Origin of the sequence: Stenotrophomonas sp. Sm10 (genome assembly GCF_030985515.1) — a bacterium.
GTDB lineage: Bacteria > Pseudomonadota > Gammaproteobacteria > Xanthomonadales > Xanthomonadaceae > Stenotrophomonas > Stenotrophomonas hibiscicola.
The window spans coordinates 1-19906 of sequence record NZ_JAPTFO010000054.1 but is presented as its reverse complement, the minus strand read 5'-3'; the positions used below and the strand labels follow the sequence as shown (position 1 = coordinate 19906).

Sequence of the window (19906 nt, the reverse complement as noted above, 5' to 3'; positions counted from 1 at the left end):
CGCCAGCCCATGAATACCGATTACCGCAAGAACCTCCCCGGCAGCGCGCTGGACTATTTCGACGCGCGCGCCGCCGTCGATGCGATCCAGCCCGGCGCCTATGCCACTCTGCCGTACACCTCGCGCGTGCTGGCCGAGAACCTGGTGCGCCGCTGCGATCCGGCCACGCTCGGCGATTCGCTGAAGCAGCTGATCGAGCGCCGTCGCGACCTCGACTTCCCGTGGTTCCCGGCACGCGTGGTGTGCCACGACATCCTCGGCCAGACCGCACTGGTTGACCTGGCCGGCCTGCGCGATGCGATTGCCGACAAGGGCGGTGACCCGGCCAAGGTCAATCCGGTGGTGCCGGTGCAGTTGATCGTCGATCACTCGCTGGCGGTGGAATGCGGTGGCTACGATCCGCAGGCCTTCGAGAAGAACCGCGCCATCGAGGATCGCCGCAACGAAGACCGTTTCCACTTCATCGACTGGACCAAGCAGGCGTTCCAGAACGTGGACGTGATTCCGCCGGGCAACGGCATCATGCACCAGATCAACCTGGAGAAGATGTCGCCGGTGATCTACGTGCAGGACGGCGTGGCCTTCCCCGACACCTGCGTGGGCACCGACAGCCACACCCCGCACGTGGATGCGCTGGGCGTGATCGCAATCGGTGTGGGCGGCCTGGAAGCCGAGAACGTGATGCTCGGTCGTGCCTCGTGGATGCGGCTGCCGGACATCATCGGCGTCGAGCTGACCGGCAGGCCGCAGCCGGGCATCACCGCCACCGACGTGGTGCTGGCGCTGACCGAATTCCTGCGCAGGGAGCGCGTGGTCGGCGCGTACCTTGAATTCTTCGGCGAGGGGGCGGCGGCACTGACCATCGGTGACCGCGCCACCATCTCCAACATGTGCCCCGAATACGGCGCGACCGCCGCGATGTTCTACATCGACGGGCAGACCATCGATTACCTGCGCCTGACCGGCCGCGAGGAATCGCAGGTCGCGCTGGTGGAGAACTACGCCCGCACCACTGGCCTGTGGGCTGACGACCTGGCCACCGCGCAGTACGAGCGCGTGCTGCGCTTCGACCTGTCCAGCGTGGTGCGCAACATGGCCGGCCCGTCCAACCCGCACAAGCGCGTGGCGACCGCCGAGCTGGCCGAGCGCGGCATCGCCGACGAGGCCAAGCTGGCAGCGGGCAAGGCCGAGCAGGCGCAGGGCCTGATGCCGGATGGCGCGGTGATCATCGCCGCCATCACCAGCTGCACCAACACCTCCAACCCGCGCAACGTGATCGCTGCCGGCCTGCTGGCACGCAAGGCCAACGAGCGCGGCCTGCTGCGCAAGCCGTGGGTGAAGTCCTCGCTGGCGCCCGGCTCGAAGGCGGTGCAGCTGTACCTGGAAGAGGCCGGACTGCTGCCGGACCTGGAAAAGCTGGGCTTTGGCATCGTCGCCTTCGCCTGCACCACCTGCAACGGCATGAGCGGCGCGCTCGATCCGGCCATCCAACAGGAGATCATCGACCGGGACCTGTACGCCACGGCCGTGCTGTCGGGCAACCGCAACTTCGATGGCCGCATCCACCCGTATGCGAAGCAGGCGTTCCTGGCGTCGCCGCCGCTGGTGATCGCCTATGCCATCGCCGGCACCGTGCGCTTTGACATCGAGAAGGACGTGCTGGGCGTGGACGCCGACGGCAACGAGGTGCGCCTGAAGGACATCTGGCCGAGCGACGCCGAGATCGACGCCGTGGTCAGGGCCTCGGTGAAGCCGGAGCAGTTCCGCCGCGTCTACAACCCGATGTTCAATGTGCGCGTGGAGCACGGCGCGACGGTCAGCCCGCTGTACGACTGGCGCCCGCAGAGCACCTACATCCGCCGCCCGCCCTACTGGGAGGGTGCACTGGCCGGTGAGCGCACGCTGGCAGGCATGCGGGCGCTGGCGGTGCTGCCGGACAACATCACCACCGATCACCTGTCGCCGTCCAACGCGATCCTGGCGTCCAGTGCCGCCGGCGAATACCTGGCGAAGATGGGCCTGCCGGAAGAGGACTTCAATTCCTACGCTACCCACCGCGGTGACCACCTGACCGCACAGCGCGCCACCTTCGCCAACCCGAAGCTGTTCAACGAAATGGTGCGCAACGACGATGGCAGCGTGAAGCAGGGTTCGCTGGCGCGCGTGGAGCCGGAAGGCAAGGTGATGCGCATGTGGGAAGCGATCGAGACCTACATGGAGCGCAAGCAGCCGCTGATCATCATCGCCGGTGCCGACTACGGCCAAGGCAGCTCGCGTGACTGGGCCGCCAAGGGCGTGCGCCTGGCAGGTGTGGAAGCGATCGTGGCCGAAGGCTTTGAACGCATCCACCGCACCAACCTGATCGGCATGGGCGTGCTGCCACTGGAGTTCAAGCCGGGCACCACCCGCCTGACCCTGGGCATCGACGGTACCGAGACCTTCGACGTGATCGGCGAGCGCACCCCGCGCGCCGACCTGACCCTGGTCATCCACCGCCGCGACGGCCAGGATGTGATCGTGCCAGTGACCTGCCGCCTGGACAGCGACGAGGAAGTGGCGATCTACGAAGCCGGTGGCGTGCTGCAGCGCTTCGCCCAAGACTTCCTGGAAGGGGCCAAGGTGGCGTGATACCGGCCTGAATGCCTGCCCCCGGAGGCCGGGGGCGGGCTTGTCCGACACCCGGGCAGGGCGCACACTGACTTGGCAAAAACTGCCAATGGAGAGTCTCATGGCCACCATGAACATTTCGCTGACCGACCCGCTCAAGCAGTTCGTGGACGAGGAAGTGCGTGAAGGCGGCTACTCCAGTACGTCGGACTACGTGCGTGACCTGATCCGCCAGCGCCAGCGCAGCAAGGCCGAAGAGCTGCTCAAGCAGTTGATAGCCGAGGGGCTGGCTTCTGGTCCAGGCGTTGCGGTGACGGCCGACACATTCGAGCGCATGCGTCGCGAACTGACCGAAAGGTTGGAGCGTGAAGGCGATTGAATGGCGGCCAAGGGCCGAAGCCGACGCAGCCGATGCCGCGCTGTGGTTTGCACGGCAGGGTGGGCTGGTACTGGGTCGGCGCTTTCTCGCCGAGTTGGAGACCACGCTTCAACGCATCGCCGTGTTTCCAGGCTCGGGTTCCACCCGGCACGCCGACCTCGCAGCACAGCTGCCGGTGCCGTTGCGGTTCATGCTGGTTCCGGGCTTCGAACGCTACCTCGTCTATTACCTCGATCTACCGGACCGCGTGGACATCATGCGTGTGTGGTGCGTTGATCGTGGTCTTGACGCACTGATGCAAGACATTTCCTGAAATTCAAACGCGTGGATTCGACGATGACCTTCCTCCCGCAACTCCGTATTCCCGCCACCTACATGCGCGGCGGCACCAGCAAGGGCGTGTTCTTCCGCCTGCAGGACCTGCCCGAAGCCGCTCAGGTGCCGGGCGCCGCGCGCGATGCGCTGCTGATGCGCGTGATCGGCTCGCCCGATCCGTATGGCAAGCAGACCGATGGCATGGGCGGCGCCACCTCCAGCACCAGCAAGTGCGTGATCATCTCCACCGCCTCGGTGCCGGACCACGACGTGGACTATCTGTACGGCCAGGTCTCGATCGACACCGCCTTCGTCGACTGGAGCGGCAACTGCGGCAACCTCAGTACTGCAGTGGGTCCGTTCGCGATCGCCAATGGGCTGATCGATCCGGCCCGGGTGCCGCGCGATGGCCTGTGCACCGTGCGCATCTGGCAGGCCAACATCGGCAAGACCATCATCGCCCACGTGCCGATGCGCGATGGCGAAGTGCAGGAGATCGGCGATTTCGAGCTGGATGGCGTGACCTTCCCGGCGGCCGAGATCCAGCTGGAATTCATCGATCCGTCCGATGACGGCGATGCGGGCGCGATGTTCCCGACCGGCAATCTCGTCGATACCCTGGAGGTGCCCGGCGTGGGCAGCTTCGAGGTGACCATGATCACGGCCGGCATTCCGACCATCTTCCTCAATGCGGCCGACCTGGGCTACACCGGCACCGAGCTGCAGCCTGCAATCAACGAAGACAAGGCGGCGCTGCAGAAATTCGAGGCCATTCGTGCTTACGGCGCGCTGCGCATGGGCCTGATCCCGAAACTGGAAGACGCCGCGACCCGCCAGCACACGCCGAAGGTGGCATTCGTTGCACCGGCTCAGGACTACGTGTCGTCCAGTGGCAAGGCGATTCCGGCGTCGGCCATCGACCTGCATGCGCGCGCGTTGTCGATGGGCAAGCTGCATCACGCGATGATGGGTACCGCCGCCGTAGCGATCGGCACCGCCGCGGCGATTCCGGGCACGCTGGTCAATCGCGCCGCCGGTGGCGGCGAACGCGAAGCGGTTACGTTCGGTCATCCCTCGGGCACGTTGCGCGTGGGTGCGCAGGCAGGTCTCGTTGACGGCCAGTGGACAGTGACCAAGGCCATCATGAGCCGCAGCGCCCGCGTGCTGATGGAAGGCAAAGTGCGGGTGCCGGCCGAGTGATGCGTTGGTAAACGCCAACCAAGGTTGGCGACTACCGCGCCGCAGAGATCGATTGCTTTGGTAGATGCCAACCTTGGTTGGCATGGTGCACGGGCAACCGTGCACCGCAACGAGGAGATCGACGATGTCCGACAGCCACACCCCATCCAACGAGCGTGCAGCGTGGGATGCGCTGCTGGTGGACATCGTCGATTACGTACGCGACGCCCGCATCGACTCGCCGCTGGCCTTCCAGACCGCGCACTACTGCCTGCTCGACACGCTGGGCTGCGGCCTGGAAGCGCTGGCCTTCCCGGCCTGCAGCAAGCTGCTCGGTCCACTTGTGCCGGGCATCAGCGTGGTCAACGGCGCGCGCGTGCCGGGCACGCACTACGTGCTGGACCCGGTGCAGGCCGCCTTCAACCTCGGCGCAATGGTGCGCTGGCTGGATTTCAACGACACCTGGCTGGCTGCCGAGTGGGGCCATCCTTCCGACAATCTCGGCGGCATCCTGGCTGTTTGCGACTGGCTGGGGCGCAACGCGCAGGCCCTGCGTCGTCCGCCGCCGACCGTGCACGACGTGCTGCTTGCGATGATCAAGGCGCACGAGATCCAAGGCGTGCTGGCGCTGCAGAATTCCTTCAACCGCGTCGGGCTGGACCATGTGGTGCTGGTCAAGGTGGCCACCACCGCGGTGGTCTCGCAGCTGCTCGGGCTGGATCGCGAACGCATGCTCAATGCGCTGTCGCTGGCCTGGGTCGATGGCCAAGCGCTGCGCACCTACCGGCACGCGCCCAACACCGGCTCGCGCAAGAGCTGGGCCGCTGGCGATGCGACCAGTCGTGGCGTGCGTCTGGCGCTGATGGCAGCCAGCGGCGAGATGGGCTATCCCAGCGTATTGAGTGCACCGACATGGGGTTTCGAGGCCGTATCCATGCACGGTCAGGCACTGACGCTGGGGCGACCGCTGGGCAGCTATGTGATGGAGAACGTGCTGTTCAAGATCAGCTACCCGGCCGAGTTCCACGGCCAGACTGCCGTGGAGGCGGCGGTCACGCTGCACCAGCAGCTGCGCGCGATGGAACGGCGGGTCGAGGACATCGCGCACATCGCCATCCGCACCCAGGAAGCCTGCATCCGTATCATCGACAAGCAGGGGCCGTTGCATAACCCGGCCGACCGCGATCACTGCGTGCAGTACATGGTCGCCATCGCGTTGCTGCACGGGCGGTTGGTGGCCGAGGATTACGAGGACGACGTTGCTGCCGATCCGCGCATTGATGCGCTGCGCGCGAAGATGGCCTGCCATGAAGACCCGCAGCTCAGCGCCGATTATCTGGATCCGGACAAGCGCAGCATTGCCAACGGCCTGAGGGTACGCTTCAGCGATGGCATGGAACTGCCGGAGGTGCTGGTGGAGTATCCGCTCGGCCACGCCCGACGCCGCGAGGAAGGCATTCCGCTGCTGATGGACAAGTTCCGCCGGCACCTGGCCCATCGCTTCCCGACCGCCCAGCAGCAGCGCATCTGGGCCGCTTCACTGGACCCGGTGGCGCTGGCCGCGATGCCGGTGACCGACTACGTGGACCTGTACCTGCCGGGGTAGTTTGATCGGTAGTGCCGGCCGCTGGCCGGCAATCCCATCCAACCTGCCATGCCGGTTGCCGGCCAGCGGCCGGCACCACCCGCCCCCGCGGCAATTGCCGAATTCGCGTCAACGCCTTGACGCGGCCTGCCTATAATGGCCACCTCGATCAAGGAGTGACGACATGAGCGGTCCGGCACGGCGGAAGCGGTGGGGATGGGCGGCGGCGGTACTGGCAGGAGGCCTGTTGCTGGGCCTGGCCGGCTGCCGCAACGACAGCGGGCAGTTGCCCAAGGCCAGTGGCGAGGCGATCACCACCAAGGCCGAGCAGGTGAAGGAATTCACCCTTCTGCGCGCCTACCCGGACCAGAAGAATGACGGCCTGTCGCTGGCGCTGGAGTTCTCGCGCCCGCTGGTCGGCACCCAGGATTTCGACACGCTGGTGCGCTTCGAGGAGAAGGTCGGCACCGACGACAGCAGCTGGACGCTGTCCGATGACGGCCTGACCCTGCGCTACCCGTTCGTCGAGGCCGGCAAGGAATTCAGCCTGGTGGTCTCGCCGGACCTGCTGGCCGCCGATGGCAGCCGGCTGGGCAAGGAACTGAAGCAGAAGGTGTTCAGCGGCGAGCTGAAGCCGGTGGTTGGGTTCGCCTCGCAGGGCAGCGTGCTGCCGGCCAAGGACAGCCGTGGCCTGCCGGTGGTCTCGGTGAACGTGCCGGAAGTGGACGTCGAGTTCCTGCGCGTGCGCGAGAAGGACCTGCCGACCTTCTTCAGCCAGTACCAGCGCGGTGGCCGCCGTGGCAGCTGGGAGCTCAGCAGCGACTACGAGCGCAGCCCGATCAACAAGCTGGCCGAGCCGGTCTACGTCAACCGCTTCATCCTTGGCGGCAAGCAGAACGAGCGGGTGCTGACCTACCTGCCGACCCAGGACATCAAGGAACTGCAGGAGCCGGGCCTGTACTTCGCACTGCTCAAGCGCACCGGCGACTATGAGGGCGAATTCGATACCGCGTTCTTCTCGGTCAGTGACATCGGCCTGCACACCCGCGCCTACAAGGACAAGCTGTTCGTGCATACCGCCGGTCTCAAGGACGGCGCGCCGCTGAAGGGCATCGACCTGCGCGTGCTCGACGCCAAGGGCGAGGTGGTGCTGAAGGGCAGCACCGACGGCAACGGCAATGCGCTGCTGAACTACACCCTGGATGCCACCCACGTGCTGGTCGCCAGCAGCGGCAAGGACACCAGCTTCCTGCCGTTCAACCAGCCAGCGCTGGACCTGAGCGAATTCGCCGTGGCCGGCCGCGACAACGCATGGTTCGATGTCTATGCCTGGTCCGGCCGCGACCTGTACCGCCCGGGCGAGACCGTGCGCCTGTCCGCGCTGCTGCGTGACAACGATGGCAAGCCGGTCAAGGCGCAACCGGTGTTCCTGCGCCTGAAGCAGCCCGACGGCAAGACGTTCCGCGAGACCCGCCTGCAGCCGGGTGACCAGGGCTACATCAATTTCGAGCAGGTGATCCCCGCCGAGGCGCCGACCGGGCGCTGGCAGGTCGAGTTCCGCACCGACCCGGCCAGCAAGGAAGCGATCCAGGGCATGACCCTGCGCATCGAGGAGTTCCTGCCCGAGCGCATGAAACTGGACCTGGACAGCGCGCAGAAGACGCTGAAGCCGGGTGAGGACCTGCGCCTGCAGGCCAATGGTGCCTATCTGTACGGGGCACCGGCCGATGGCAACCGCTTCACCGCGCGCATGGCGGTGGCCGCCGAGCAGCAGCCGGTGGAAGGCCTGCCGGGCTACTTCTTCGGTGACCCGACCCTGCAGCTGCCGCGCGAAGCCAAGGACATGATCGACACCACGCTGCCGGCCAACGGCCAGCTGCGCGAGGACGTGGCATTGCCGGAAGAGGCGGCCAAGGCCAAGGCACCGATTGCCGTGGTGCTGTCCGGCAGCCTGTATGAAACCGGTGGCCGCACGGTCACCCGTACCCTGAAGCGGGTGATGTGGCCGGCCAACGCGCTGGTCGGCGTGCGCCCGCTGTTCAACCCCGAGGACGGTGCCGACTCCAACGGCAACGCGCGCTTCGAGCTGATGCGCGTGGATGCCACCGGCGCGCCGCAGCCGGCCAAGGGCCTGAAGATCACCCTGGTGCGGGAACTGCGCGACTACCACTGGACCTTCAACGACAACCGTTGGGACTACGATTTCACCCGCCGTTTCGAGAACAAGGAAACGCGCACCGTCGATGCCGGCGGCAGCGCGGTCGCCTTCGATTTCCCGGTGGAGTGGGGCGAGTACCGCGTGGACGTGTTCGATCCGTCCACCGGCCTGACCAGCCGCTACCCGTTCCGCGCCGGCTGGAGCTGGGGCGATGACAACCGTGGCCTGGACGCGCGCCCGGACAAGGTCAAGCTGGGCCTGGACAAGACCGGCTACAAGGCCGGCGACACCCTGGAAGTGACGGTGACCCCGCCGCATGCCGGCAAGGGCATCCTGATGGTCGAGACCGACCGCATGCTGTACGTGCAGGACATCGAGGCCAAGCCGGGTTCGACCTTCAAGATTCCGGTCACCGCTGACTGGGAACGCCACGACGTCTACATCACCGCGCTGGTGTTCCGTGGCGGCAGTGCGCCGAGCAAGATCACTCCGGCCCGTGCCGTGGGTGTGGTGCATGTGCCGATGGACCGCAAGGGCCGCACCGTGGCCGTCGGCCTGGCCGCGCCCAAGCAGATGCGCCCGGAGCAGGACCTGCCGGTGACGGTCAGCGCACCACAGTTGGCCGGCAAGATGGCGCACGTCACCGTCTCGGCGGTGGACGTGGGCATCCTCAACATCACCCGTTTCCCGGTGCCCGACGCCGGCGCGCACTTCTTCGCCCAGCGTCGCCTCGGCATCGATGCCTATGACATCTACAGCCGGGTGATCGAGAGCTTCGATGGTGGCAGCGGCAAGCTGAAGTTCGGTGGCGACATGGCACTGCAGGCATTGCCGCAGGCCAAGCGCCCGACCGCGCGCGTGCAGACCGTGGACCTGTTCTCCGGCCCGGTGCAGCTCGATGCCAAGGGCAATGCCCGCATCCGCCTGAAGGTGCCGGATTTCAACGGCACCCTGCGGGTGTCGGCGCTGGTCTACAGCGATGACCAGTACGGCAAGCGCGACGTGGAAACCATAGTACGCGCGCCGATCCTGGCCGAAGCCAGCATGCCGCGCGTCCTGGCCCCGGGCGACCGCAGCACCGTGACCCTGGACGTGCAGAACTTCACAGGCAAGCCGGGGCAGTTCAACGTGAAGGTGGAAAGCGAGGGCCCGTTGAACTTGGGTGAGGGCAGCCGCAGCGTGCAGTTGAATGCCGATGCCAAGACCACGCTGAGTTTCCCGCTGTCCGCGCGTGAGGGCCACAGCGTGGCCAAGGTGCGGGTGCGGGTGGACGGCAACGGCTTCAAGGCCGATCGCCGTTACGACCTGCCGGTGCGTGCGGCGTGGCCGCAGGTTCTGCGCTCGCAGGTGCGCACGCTTGATCCGTTGGCCGCGGTCAGCCTCGACAACAGCCTGACCGATGGCCTGATGTCGGAGTCGGTCAATGCCCGCCTGCTGGTCAGCCCGCTGCCGCCGATTCCGTTCGCCAGTGCACTGCAGGGCGCGCTGAATTATCCATATGGCTGTGCCGAGCAGACCACCAGCAAGGGTTACGCGGCGCTGATCCTGGACCAGGCGACGTCGTCGATGCTCGGTGCCGACGGCCTGGATGCCAAGACCCGTCGCGAGCGCATGGAAGGTGCGTTCGGTCGCCTGGCGTCGATGCAGGTGGCCAACGGCAACTTCTCGATGTGGGGTGACGACGGCTACGTGAACCCGTGGCTGACCCCGTACATCGCCGAGTTCCTGCTCGACGCCAAGGATGCCGGTTTCGCGGTGCCCGACAACGTGCTGCAGAAGGCGCTCAACCGGCTTAGCGAGGATCTGCTGTCCGGCGGCAACCAGTTCTACGGCCAGGACGACCGCGAGAAGCTGAAGTTCGCCAACCAGGCCTATTCGGGCTACGTGCTGGCCCGGGTCAACCGTGCACCGCTCGGTACCCTGCGCACGCTGTACGACAACGAGCGCAGCAAGGCGGTGGGCGGCCTGTCGCTGGTCCATCTGGGCGTGGCGTTGTCGCTGCAGGGCGATGCCAAGCGTGGCCAGGCCGCGCTGGCGGCGGCCTTCGCCAAGTCCAGCAGCGAGCGCCCGTCGTACTTCGGCGACTACGGCAGTGCGATCCGCGATGACGCGCTGATGATCGCGCTGACCCACGAGAACAAGCTGGCCAAGCCCGCCTGGGACGCACGTGCGGTCGATCTCGGCCGTGGCCTGGATGCCCGTCGCAATGCCGGCTGGATGTGGCTGAGCACGCAGGAACAGGTGGCGATTGCACGTCTCGGCAAGGCGCTCGCCGCCAACCAGAAGGCGCTGGTGGCCGGTGAACTGGTGATCGGTGGCAACAGCGAAGCCATCGGCGAGCGCAAGCTGTTCGGCCGCAACTTCAGCGCCAGTGAGCTGGCCAGCGGTGTGCGCTTCACCCCGCAGGGGCAGCCGCCGATGTTCGCCAGCATCGACGTGGCCGGCATCCCGCGCAGCGCACCGACGCCGGACAACAGCGTGCTGGGTATTGAACGGAGCTACTTCGGTACCGATGGCAAACCGTGGTCGCCGCGACCGCTGAAGGAAGGCGAAGCACTGATCGTGCGCGTCACCGTCACCGCCGACACCACGATGCCCGATGCGCTGCTGACCGACCTGCTGCCGGCGGGCCTGGAGATCGAGAACTTCAACCTGGGCGACGCCAAGCAGTGGGCCGATGTGGTGGTCGATGGCATCACCATCAGCGACCGCGGTGAAGCGGCCGATACCAAGCACGAGGAGTTCCGCGACGACCGCTACGTGGCTGCGCTGAAGCTCTCGCGTGGCAGCAAGGCCAACGTGTTCTACCTGGTGCGCGCGGTGACCCCGGGTACCTACTCGGTGCCGCCACCGCTGGTGGAGGACATGTACCGGCCGCAGCTGCGCGGCGTTGGCCGCAGCAACCCGACCACGATCACGGTGGTACAGCCGTGACCGCGCGGACGGGCCGCGACGGCGCGGCCCGTCCTGCTGGCAACCTGCAATGAAGAACAGGATGACGACCCGGTTGGCAGCCCTGCGCCGCCGGCTGCAGCCTCTGTGGCCGTGGCTGCGCTGGGGCATGGCCGCCACGCTGGCGCTGCTGCTGGTGCTGGATTTCGCCTTCCCGCCCCCGCTGCCGAAGCAGCGCGAAACCAGCACTCTGGTGGTGGCCGCCGACGGCACGCCACTGCGTGCGTTCGCCGATGCCGAGGGCGTGTGGCGTTATCCTGCCTCGATCGACAGCGTCTCGCCGCTGTACCTGCAGGCGTTGCTGACCTACGAAGACCGCTGGTTCTGGCGCCATCCGGGGATCAACCCGGTGGCGATGCTGCGTGCCAGCGGCCAGCTGCTGCGCGGCGGCCGCATCGTGTCCGGCGGTTCGACCCTGACCATGCAGGTGGCGCGCATTCTCGACCCGCACTCGCGCACGCCTTGGGGCAAACTCAAGCAGATGCTGCGCGCGGTGCAGCTGGAAGTGCATCTGAGCAAGCAGCAGATCCTGGCCCTGTATCTGGAGCGCGCGCCTTACGGCGGCACCATCGAGGGCGTGGAAGCGGCCAGCTGGGCCTACCTGGGCAAGCCGGCGGCGCAGCTGTCGCATGCCGAGGCCGCGTTGCTGGCGGTGCTGCCGCAGGCGCCAAGCCGGCTGCGCCCGGACCGCCATCCGGAAGCGGCGCAGAAGGCGCGCGACAAGGTGCTGTCACGCATGGCCGAACTGGGTGCGTGGACGCCGGAGGAAGTGGAGGACGCGCGCATCGAGAACGTGGTGGCGCGCTCGCTGCGGCCGCCGCTGCATGCGGCACTGCTGGCGCAGCGACTGCATTCAGCGCAGCCGGGCAAAGCGCGCATCCAGAGCAGCATTGATATCGGCCTGCAGCGCACGCTGGAAGAGCGCGTGGCCAGCTACTTCTCGACGCTGCCAGAACGCACCTCGGCCGCCCTGCTGGTGGTCGACAACCAGACCCTGCAGGCACGTGCCTATGTGGGCACCCTGTCCTTCGGCGACCGCCAGCGGCTCGGCCACGTGGACATGGTGCAGGCCTGGCGCTCGCCGGGCTCCACGCTCAAGCCGTTCCTGTATGCGATGGCGCTGGATGATGGCCTGATCCATTCGGAAAGCCTGCTGGTGGATGCGCCGCAGAGTTTCGGCAGCTACCGCCCCGGCAACTTCGACATGGCCTTCAACGGGCCGATCGGCGCGTCCAGCGCTTTGCGGTTGTCACTGAACGTGCCCTCGGTGGACCTGCTGCAGCGGGTCGGCGCCGCGCGCTTCGCTGCACGTCTGTCGCACGCGGGCATCCAGCTGCGCTTCCCGCCAGGCAGTACGCCCAATCTGTCGCTGATCCTGGGCGGCACCGGCGCGCGGTTGGAAGACCTGGTCGGCGCGTTCGCCGCGCTCAACCGCAACGGCATCGCCGGGCGCGTGCGCTACACCGATGACGAACCGATGATCGAGCGGCGCCTCGCTTCGCCCGGCGCCAGCTGGATCGTGCGCGAGATGCTGGAATCGAATCCGCGGCCGGGGTACAGCGTCGGGACGTTCGATGTCGGTGGCCGCCCGCGCGTGGCGTGGAAGACCGGCACCAGCTACGGGTACCGCGATGCGTGGGCGATTGGCAGCACCCGCCACTACACCGTGGGCGTGTGGGTGGGCCGACCGGACGGCACACCGCTACCGGGCCAGTACGGCGCGGTGACCGCGCTGCCGCTGATGTTCGAGGTGGTGGACAGCCTGCCGCGCCAGCGCGGTGATTCGGCGGCCGCGCCGATGCCGGCCAGCGTCAGCCAGGAAGACATCTGCTGGCCGACTGGTGAGCGTGCCGAAGGCCTGCCTGCTGCGCTCTGCCAGCGGCTGATGCCAGCCTATCTGCTGGAAGGCGCGGCACCACCGACCTTCCCCGAGCGCGAAGCACGGCGCTGGCAACCAGGTCGGCAGCGCTACCTTGCCGATGCGCGTACCGGTCTGCGCGTGTCAGCCGATTGCCGCTTGCCGCACGAAGAAGTCGCGCGCGAGATCGCGCGCTGGCCAGCGTTGCTGTCGCCATGGCTGTCCAAGGCCACGCGCGAAGCCTCGCAGCTCCCGGCGCTGTCGCCGGACTGCCGTGATGATGGCCGCGAGGCCAGCGTTGCGCTGCACATCGATGGGCTCAACGATGGCGCCACGCTGGCGCGCGCGCCGAATTCGGAACATGGCGTACGACTGCAGCTGCGCGCGCTGGGCAGCGAGCAGGCGGTGGAGTGGCTGCTGGATGGACGCTGGATTGCACAGACCCACGGCGCGCAGCTGATGCAGCGAGAGTTCGCCGAACCCGGCACGCACACCCTGACCGCGTTGGCAGCCGACGGCGCCTGGACGCAGGTGCGGTTCAACGTCCTGCGCTAGATGCCGACCTTGGATGGCACTTCCCGCATGTTGTCACGCTGCTGTAGAGCCGAGCCCATGCTCGGCTCTACAACGCCGTAGATGGCAGCGATCGCGTGGCGTAGCGACTACTCCCCGATCCACCCATCCAGCAGGTCGGCGAACTCGTCGGCGTGCTCTTCTTCCTGCGCCAGGATCTCTTCAAGGATGCGCTTGGTGGTGGTATCGCGGTCACCGATGAAGTTGATCATCTCGCGATAGCTGTCGATGGCGATGCGCTCGGCCACCAGGTTCTCGCGCACCATGTCGCGCAGGTCGCTGCCTTCCTTGTATTCGGCGTGCGAACGCGCGGTCAGCGTATCCGGGTTGAGATCCGGCTCGCCGCCCAGCTGGACGATGCGCTCGGCCAGCTTGCCGGCATGCGCCTGCTCCTGCTGTGCATGCTCGAGGAACTCGGCTTTCACCGCGTCGGCCAGCATGCCCTTGGCCATGAAGTAGTGCCGGTAGTAGCGCAGAACGCAGACGTACTCGGTGGCCAGTGCGTCGTTGAGCAGCTTGATCACCACCTCGCGGTCAGCGCTGTAGCTGTCGGTGATCGCACCATCTTCGATGTTGCGCCGGGCGCGTTCGCGCAGGGTCTTGCGGTCGCTGATGCCGGCAATTTCCGCGGCGGGCTTGCTGGCTTTGGCTGGCTGCGTGGACATGGCTGGCCGTTTCCTTCTGCGGTGGGGAATCAGGTGGGGAGATGCTCCAGCACGTACTCGGCCGAAGACACTTCGAACTGGCCGGGCTGTTCAACCCAGGCCTCTCGAACTACGCCGTCGTCGACGTACAGGGCAAAACGACGCGAGCGGATTCCCATGCCCGACGCGCTCGCATCAAGCTCCAGACCCAAGGCGCGGGTCAGCTCGGCATTGCCGTCGGACAGCATCAGAAGGCCGTCGGGCACGCTCTGGTCGGCGGCCCAGGCCTTCATCACGAACGGGTCGTTGACGGCCATGCAGTAGACGTCGACGCCGCGCTGGCGGAAGGCCTCGAACTTTTCGACGTAGCCGGGAAGGTGACGTGCCGAGCACGTCGGGGTGAACGCGCCGGGCACGGCGAACAGCACCACCTTGCGCGCATCGAACAACGAATGCGTATCAAGCGTTTCAATGCCCTCGCGGATGCGCTTGAGGGTCACTTCCGGAATGCGGTCGCCGACATGGATGGTCATGGGAACTCCTTGCTGGGGCAGGCTAGTGGGCCGGATGGGAGAGGGGCGTCAAGACATTGGAAACCCGGTGTGCAGGCTCCATCTTCCGGCTTTGTGGCAGGGGCTTCCAGCCACAGCGTGGCGCACGGGGATGGCAGCCGCATTGCGCAGGATCAGTCGGCCTCACCGGGGCCGCACGAGGGGCGGCGTAGCCTCGCAGGCGCGTAGAATGAACCCGGGGCGGCGCCACCGGCGCGGCCGAAGCGAATCGAGGTAGCTGGATGGAATTCAAGGATTACTACGCCACCCTGGGGGTGGAACCGAGCGCGGGCGAGGCGGAGATCAAGACCGCCTACCGCCGGCTGGCGCGCAAGTACCACCCGGACGTCAGCAAGGAGGCCGGGGCCGAAGACAAGTTCAAGGCGGTCAACGAGGCCTACGAGGCGCTGCGCGATCCGGAAAAGCGTGCGGCCTATGACCAGCTGCGCGCGCAGGGCTATCGCCCGGGCGAGGAGTTCAACGTGCCGCCGAACTACGGCGGCGCCGGTGGTTTCAATTTTGAGGAAGTGTTCGGTGGCGGCGGCCCCAACGGCGGCTTCAGCGACTTCTTCGAAAGCCTGTTCGCGCGCCAGCGCGGTGGAGCGGGCGCGGGGGGCGGTCCGGGCTTCAGCAGCCAGGGCCATGCGCCCAACCGCGATACCCGCGCCAAGCTGTCGGTGCCACTGGAAGCGGCCTACAGCGGCGACAGCCTGCGCATCACCGTCAACGGCAAGCAGCTGGACGTGCGCGTGCCCAAGGGCATCCGCCCGGGCCAGGTGATCCGCTTGGCAGGGCAGGGCAACCATGGCGGCAATCTGCTGCTGGAGGTGGAATACGCCGCCCACCCGCAGTTCGAGGTCGATGGTCGCAACATCCTCTATACGCTGCCGCTCACGCCGTGGCAGGCCGCGCTGGGCACCAGCATCAGCGTGCCGACCCTGGGTGGTGCGGTGGAACTCAAGATTCCGGCCGATTCCGATGCCGGCCGCAAGCTGCGCCTGCGTGGCCGTGGCCTGCCGGGCAGCCCGGACGGCGACCAGATCGTCGAAATCGAGATCGTGGCCCCGGCTGCGACCGATGAGGCTCAGAAGAAGGCGTACCGCAATCTGGCCAAGGCGTTCGGCGAGACCATTTGAAGGTGGTGCCGGCCGCTGGCCGGCAACTTCATTGCCCTGGACGGTGATGCGTGGTTGCCGGCCAGCGGCCGGCAACACCGCGCGCGTCTCAGCCCTGGCCCGCGAACACGCGCTCCAGCACCTCGGACAGCTCGTCCTCCGAGAACGGCTTGGTGATGTAGGCCTTGGCGCCCTGGCGCATGCCCCACATGCGGTCGGTGTCCTGGTCCTTGGTGGTCACCAGGATCACCGGGATATGCCGGGTCGCCTCGTCGCGGGCGAGGGTACGGGTGGCCTGGAAGCCGTTGAGGTTGGGCATCACCACGTCCATCAGGACCAGGTCGGGCAGCTCGGCCTTGGCGGTTTCGACCCCGGCGGCGCCATCGGTGGCGGTCAGGATCTGGTGCCCGAGCTTCTCGACGATGCGCTGTATCCCCAACAGCTGCGACGGTGAGTCGTCGACGATCAGAATGCGTGCCATGTTGTTCCCCATGTAATGCCCGCAGTGTAGTGCGGGCCCATTACCGGCGGGAGGGCCGCGTCTGCCGTCCGTCGCCTGCCTGCGACGTTCAGTCGATCCGTACCACGGTGCGACCCAGCGAACCGCCCGCCAGCATCCGTTCGAATACGGCAGGAAGGCCATCGAGGCCGACTTCGGCGGTGCAGATGCGGTCCAGGTGCTGCGGCTTCCAGTCACTACCCAGCCGCGACCACACTTCCTCACGCAGTCCGCGTGGCGCATTGGCCGAGGACACGCCCAGCAGCGAGACACCGCGCAGGATGAACGGCATCACCGTCATGTCCAGCGTCGGACTGGCTGCCAGGCCGGCACTGACCACGCTGCCGTAGGGCACGGTCTGCGCCAGCAGGCTGGCCAGCATGTCGCCTCCGGCATTATCGAGGCCACCCCCGAAGCGCGCCGACTGCAGCGCGCCGGTGTCGGCCAGCGCGTCGCGCGGCAGTACCTCGGTGGCGCCGATGCTGCGCAGGAATCCTGCCTGGTCCGGCTTGCCGCTGACCGCGTGCACGCTGTAGCCGGCACGGCTGAAGATTGACAGCGCCAGCGCACCGACACCGCCGCTGGCACCGGTGACCGCCAGCGGGCCGAGTCCCGGGGTCTGCCGGTTGTCCTGCATGCGCAGCAGGGCCAGCGCCGCAGTGAAGCCGGCGGTGCCCAGCACCATCGCCTCGCGTGGGGTCAGCCCGGCCGGCTGGGCGATCACCGCGCGCGATTCCAGCCGCACGTACTGACTGTAGCCGCCATCGCGGGTCTCGCTGAGGCCGCAGCCGGTGGCCAGCACCGCGTCGCCTTCACGCCAGTCCGGGTCGGTGCTGGCGACCACGGTGCCGGCCACATCGATGCCGCCCACCAGCGGGAAGCGGCGCAGGATCTTCCCTTTTCCAGTACCGGCCAGCGCGTCCTTGTAGTTGACCGAGGACCAGTGGGCGCGGATCAGCACCTGGCCGGGGTTGAGGTCGTCGACCCCGAGCCGGACCAGGCCGCTGCGATAGCCGGCGTCGTCGTTTTCGATGCGGAAGGCGGTGAACGGGGTGGTGGGGGCCATCGGCGTTGCCTGACTTCGAGGAAAACGCCACCTTACCCCGTTGCCCCCCTTTCGATCCTGCCGATCCGCCCCATCTTGTATGATCGGTGATGGTTTCACGGCTGGCGGTGCGGGAAGGGCCCGCGCCGCAGCCCAAATCTTGATGGAGCGTGCATGGCCTGGAATACACCCGGCGGCAACAAGGGCGGACAAGGCCCCGAGGACAATCGACGCGGGCCGTTCGGGTCACGCGGCGGTGGCAATGGTGGTGGCTGGGGCGGTTTGCCCGGGCCGCTGAAGGACCTGTTCGACGGCGGCATCGTGCGTTGGGTGGTGGCAGCCGTGGTGCTGCTGGTGCTGTTCTCCAGCTTCCAGCTGATCGGCGAACAGCAGCGCGGTGTGGTGCTGCGCTTCGGCCAGTTCTCGCGCATTCTGCAGCCCGGCCCGAACTTCAAGCTGCCCTGGCCGATCGAATCGGTCACCAAGGTCAATGCCACCGAGATCAAGACGTTCTCGATCCAGGTGCCGGTGCTGACCCGCGACGAGAACATCGTCAACGTCTCGCTGAACGTCCAGTACCGCATCGACGATCCGCAGCAATACCTGTTCGGCACCGTGGATGCCAACCAGGTGCTGGAGCAGTCGGCGCAGAGCGCCGTGCGCGAGGAAGTTGGCCGCGCCGACCTCAACGCCGTGCTGAACAACCGTGGTCCGCTGGCCGTCGCCGCCGAGGAGCGCCTGCAGGCGCTGCTGAAGGCGTTCAAGACCGGCCTGACCGTGACCGGCCTGACCCTGCAGGACGCCCGTCCGCCGGAGGAAGTGAAGCCGGCCTTCGACGAGGTCAACGGTGCCCAGCAGGTCAAGGAACGCCTGATCAACGAGGCCCAGGCCTATGCCGCCAAGGTCGTGCCGGAAGCCCGGGGCCAAGCCTCGCGCGCCCGTACCACTGCCGAAGGCTACAAGCAGGCCGTGGTGTCCAAGGCCGAGGGTGACGCGCAGCGCTTCAGCCTGTTGCAGGCCCAGTACAAGGACGCTCCGGAAGTGACCCGCAAGCGCCTGTGGCTGGAGACCGTGCAGCAGGTGCTGAGCGAGAACCGCAAGGTGATCGGTGGCGATGGCCGCCAGCTGATCTACGTGCCGATGACCGGCGATACCCGTCCCAGCACGTCGGCTCCGGCCGCAGTGGCCAACCCGGACGTGGTGATGCCGTCGCTGCCGGGTGCAGCGGCGGAAGCTTCCCGTGATCCGGGCCGGCCGGTGGGCCGCCCGACCGGGCGACCGAGCGGCCGTGAGGAGGGCAGCCGATGAAGAGTCCTATCTGGATCGCCGTGATCGTGGCGGTGGTGCTGGGCCTGCTCGGCTCGGTGTACGTGGTCCGTGAGGACCAGACCGCCATGGTGCTGAACCTGGGCAAGGTGGTGCGTTCGGACATCAAGCCGGGCCTGCACTTCAAGGTGCCGGTGGTGGAAACGGTGAAGGTCTTCGACCGCCGCTTCCAGGTGCTCGACACTGCGCCGGCGCGCTACTTCACCGCCGAGCAGAAGGACGTCAGCGTCGACTTCTTCGCCATCGGCTACATCTCCAACGTGGGTGACTACTTCCGTGCCACCGGCGGCGACCCGCGTGTGGCCAACGCCCGCCTGGCGCCGATCATCACCGACTCGCTGCGCAACCAGATCAACTCGCGCACCCTGCAGCAGCTGGTGTCCGGCGACCGCAGTGAGCTGATCGCCGAGCAGCTGAAGGGCATCAACGAAGCGGTGGCTGGCCTGGGCATGCAGATGATCGACCTGCGCATCAAGCAGGTGGACCTGCCGACCGACAGCCAGGTGATCAACGACGTGTACGAGCGCATGCGCGCCCAGCGTAAGCAGGAAGCGGCCAAGCTGCGTGCGGAGGGCGAGGAGCAGTCGCTGACCATCCGTGCCCAGGCCGACCGCGACAGCACTGTGCTGATCGCCGAGGCCGAGCGTGATGCGCAGCGCCTGCGCGGTGAAGGCGATGCCGAGGCGGCCCGCATCTATGGCAAGGCCGGCTCGGCCGATCCGTCGTTCTATGCGTTCTATCGCAGCCTGGAGGCCTACCGTGGCTCCATGACCGACGGCAATGGCGTGATCGTGCTCGACAAGAACGCCCCGTTCCTGCAGTACCTGAAGAACGACCGCTGAGGTCGCAGGGCACTACCCCACGGGGCCCGGCCAGACGCCGGGCCCCGTGCTTTTTCCGGAGTCCCCCATGAAAGATCTGTTCGCCGCCGTCTGCCTGGTCGCGGTGCTGGAAGGCCTGTTCCTGTTCGTGGCGCCGTTCGCCTGGAAGCGCATGGCCGAACGCCTGCTGGACCTGCCCAGCCCGGCCCTGCGCAGCTTCGGTGGGCTGGTGCTGCTGGCCGGCCTGAGCCTGCTGTGGTGGGCGCGGCATTGAGAGGGTAGTGCCGGCCAGCAGCACC

The 19906-nt window shown here is 67.2% G+C and carries 15 protein-coding genes; 11 read left to right on the top strand and 4 right to left on the bottom strand.

Features of this window, described 5'->3' with window-relative positions:
* The first annotated feature begins 9 nt into the window (after positions 1 to 9).
* The 7 genes from acnD (at position 10) to pbpC (ending at position 13588) form a co-directional block, all read left to right on the top strand.
* Positions 10 to 2628 (top strand): Fe/S-dependent 2-methylisocitrate dehydratase AcnD, encoded by a 2619-nt coding sequence (gene acnD / locus O0J15_RS14700; RefSeq protein WP_180877984.1) that lies wholly within the window; start codon positions 10 to 12, stop codon positions 2626 to 2628.
* Between the two features lie 100 nt (positions 2629 to 2728).
* Positions 2729 to 2986, top strand: a complete 258-nt coding sequence (locus O0J15_RS14695; protein ID WP_014648042.1) for a type II toxin-antitoxin system ParD family antitoxin — start codon at positions 2729 to 2731, stop codon at positions 2984 to 2986.
* Positions 2973 to 3299, top strand: coding sequence for a type II toxin-antitoxin system RelE/ParE family toxin (locus O0J15_RS14690; protein ID WP_134732028.1), 327 nt, complete (start codon positions 2973 to 2975; stop codon positions 3297 to 3299). Before O0J15_RS14695 ends, O0J15_RS14690 begins: the two co-directional genes overlap by 14 nt.
* Positions 3300 to 3322: 23 nt before the next feature.
* Complete coding sequence (gene prpF, locus O0J15_RS14685) at positions 3323 to 4501, top strand: 2-methylaconitate cis-trans isomerase PrpF (protein ID WP_134734749.1); 1179 nt, start codon at positions 3323 to 3325, stop codon at positions 4499 to 4501.
* Positions 4502 to 4625: 124 nt separating this feature from the next.
* The gene (locus O0J15_RS14680; RefSeq protein ID WP_308305865.1) at positions 4626 to 6086 is read left to right on the top strand and encodes a bifunctional 2-methylcitrate dehydratase/aconitate hydratase; all 1461 of its coding nucleotides are present in this window, start codon (positions 4626 to 4628) and stop codon (positions 6084 to 6086) included.
* A 163-nt stretch (positions 6087 to 6249) separates the two neighbouring features.
* Positions 6250 to 11157, top strand: coding sequence for an alpha-2-macroglobulin (locus tag O0J15_RS14675; protein WP_308305864.1), 4908 nt, complete (start codon positions 6250 to 6252; stop codon positions 11155 to 11157).
* A 49-nt stretch (positions 11158 to 11206) separates the two neighbouring features.
* Positions 11207 to 13588 carry a penicillin-binding protein 1C gene (gene pbpC, locus O0J15_RS14670; protein ID WP_021204420.1) on the top strand — a complete coding sequence of 794 codons (2382 nt, stop codon included), beginning with the start codon at positions 11207 to 11209 and terminating at the stop codon, positions 13586 to 13588.
* Between the two features lie 107 nt (positions 13589 to 13695).
* On the opposite strand, the gene O0J15_RS14665 is transcribed toward pbpC, so the two are convergent.
* Together O0J15_RS14665 and O0J15_RS14660 are read right to left on the bottom strand one after the other, a co-directional pair.
* Positions 13696 to 14271: a bacterioferritin gene (locus O0J15_RS14665; RefSeq protein WP_019660039.1), complete on the bottom strand. Its 576-nt coding sequence runs from the start codon at positions 14269 to 14271 to the stop codon at positions 13696 to 13698.
* A gap of 29 nt (positions 14272 to 14300) precedes the next feature.
* Complete coding sequence (locus O0J15_RS14660; RefSeq protein ID WP_021204419.1) at positions 14301 to 14783, bottom strand: peroxiredoxin; 483 nt, start codon at positions 14781 to 14783, stop codon at positions 14301 to 14303.
* A 260-nt stretch (positions 14784 to 15043) separates the two neighbouring features.
* Between O0J15_RS14660 and O0J15_RS14655 the strand changes: the two genes are divergently transcribed.
* Positions 15044 to 15937 carry a DnaJ C-terminal domain-containing protein gene (locus O0J15_RS14655; protein ID WP_021204418.1) on the top strand — a complete coding sequence of 298 codons (894 nt, stop codon included), beginning with the start codon at positions 15044 to 15046 and terminating at the stop codon, positions 15935 to 15937.
* Between the two features lie 88 nt (positions 15938 to 16025).
* On the opposite strand, the gene pilH is transcribed toward O0J15_RS14655, so the two are convergent.
* Both pilH and O0J15_RS14645 read right to left on the bottom strand, forming a co-directional pair.
* Positions 16026 to 16397: a twitching motility response regulator PilH gene (gene pilH, locus O0J15_RS14650; protein ID WP_005410644.1), complete on the bottom strand. Its 372-nt coding sequence runs from the start codon at positions 16395 to 16397 to the stop codon at positions 16026 to 16028.
* A gap of 88 nt (positions 16398 to 16485) precedes the next feature.
* The gene (locus O0J15_RS14645; protein ID WP_308305863.1) at positions 16486 to 17481 is read right to left on the bottom strand and encodes a YhdH/YhfP family quinone oxidoreductase; all 996 of its coding nucleotides are present in this window, start codon (positions 17479 to 17481) and stop codon (positions 16486 to 16488) included.
* Between the two features lie 153 nt (positions 17482 to 17634).
* On the opposite strand from O0J15_RS14645, the gene hflK reads away from it, so the two are divergent.
* From hflK to O0J15_RS14630, 3 genes are all read left to right on the top strand, one after another.
* On the top strand, positions 17635 to 18768 hold the full coding sequence (gene hflK / locus O0J15_RS14640) for an FtsH protease activity modulator HflK (protein WP_005410642.1): 1134 nt from the start codon (positions 17635 to 17637) through the stop codon (positions 18766 to 18768).
* Positions 18765 to 19628, top strand: coding sequence for a protease modulator HflC (locus tag O0J15_RS14635; protein ID WP_308305862.1), 864 nt, complete (start codon positions 18765 to 18767; stop codon positions 19626 to 19628). Before hflK ends, O0J15_RS14635 begins: the two co-directional genes overlap by 4 nt.
* 67 nt (positions 19629 to 19695) lie before the next feature.
* A complete protein-coding gene (locus O0J15_RS14630) occupies positions 19696 to 19881 on the top strand; it encodes a DUF2065 family protein (RefSeq protein ID WP_005410640.1) in 186 nt (61 codons plus the stop codon).
* Positions 19882 to 19906: the final 25 nt, after the last annotated feature.

Excerpts from the sequence above, each read along its gene's own strand:
- pilH (WP_005410644.1), bottom strand. The coding sequence starts at position 16,397 with ATGGCACGCATTCTGATCGTCGACGACTCACCGTCGCAGCTGTTGGGG.
- acnD (WP_180877984.1), top strand. The coding sequence starts at position 10 with ATGAATACCGATTACCGCAAGAACCTCCCCGGCAGCGCGCTGGACTAT.
- hflK (WP_005410642.1), top strand. The coding sequence starts at position 17,635 with ATGGCCTGGAATACACCCGGCGGCAACAAGGGCGGACAAGGCCCCGAG.
- O0J15_RS14680 (WP_308305865.1), top strand. The coding sequence starts at position 4,626 with ATGTCCGACAGCCACACCCCATCCAACGAGCGTGCAGCGTGGGATGCG.
- O0J15_RS14660 (WP_021204419.1), bottom strand. The coding sequence starts at position 14,783 with ATGACCATCCATGTCGGCGACCGCATTCCGGAAGTGACCCTCAAGCGC.
- prpF (WP_134734749.1), top strand. The coding sequence starts at position 3,323 with ATGACCTTCCTCCCGCAACTCCGTATTCCCGCCACCTACATGCGCGGC.
- pbpC (WP_021204420.1), top strand. The coding sequence starts at position 11,207 with ATGAAGAACAGGATGACGACCCGGTTGGCAGCCCTGCGCCGCCGGCTG.
- O0J15_RS14675 (WP_308305864.1), top strand. The coding sequence starts at position 6,250 with ATGAGCGGTCCGGCACGGCGGAAGCGGTGGGGATGGGCGGCGGCGGTA.
- O0J15_RS14635 (WP_308305862.1), top strand. The coding sequence starts at position 18,765 with ATGAAGAGTCCTATCTGGATCGCCGTGATCGTGGCGGTGGTGCTGGGC.
- O0J15_RS14695 (WP_014648042.1), top strand. The coding sequence starts at position 2,729 with ATGGCCACCATGAACATTTCGCTGACCGACCCGCTCAAGCAGTTCGTG.
- O0J15_RS14665 (WP_019660039.1), bottom strand. The coding sequence starts at position 14,271 with ATGTCCACGCAGCCAGCCAAAGCCAGCAAGCCCGCCGCGGAAATTGCC.
- O0J15_RS14655 (WP_021204418.1), top strand. The coding sequence starts at position 15,044 with ATGGAATTCAAGGATTACTACGCCACCCTGGGGGTGGAACCGAGCGCG.
- O0J15_RS14630 (WP_005410640.1), top strand. The coding sequence starts at position 19,696 with ATGAAAGATCTGTTCGCCGCCGTCTGCCTGGTCGCGGTGCTGGAAGGC.
- O0J15_RS14645 (WP_308305863.1), bottom strand. The coding sequence starts at position 17,481 with ATGGCCCCCACCACCCCGTTCACCGCCTTCCGCATCGAAAACGACGAC.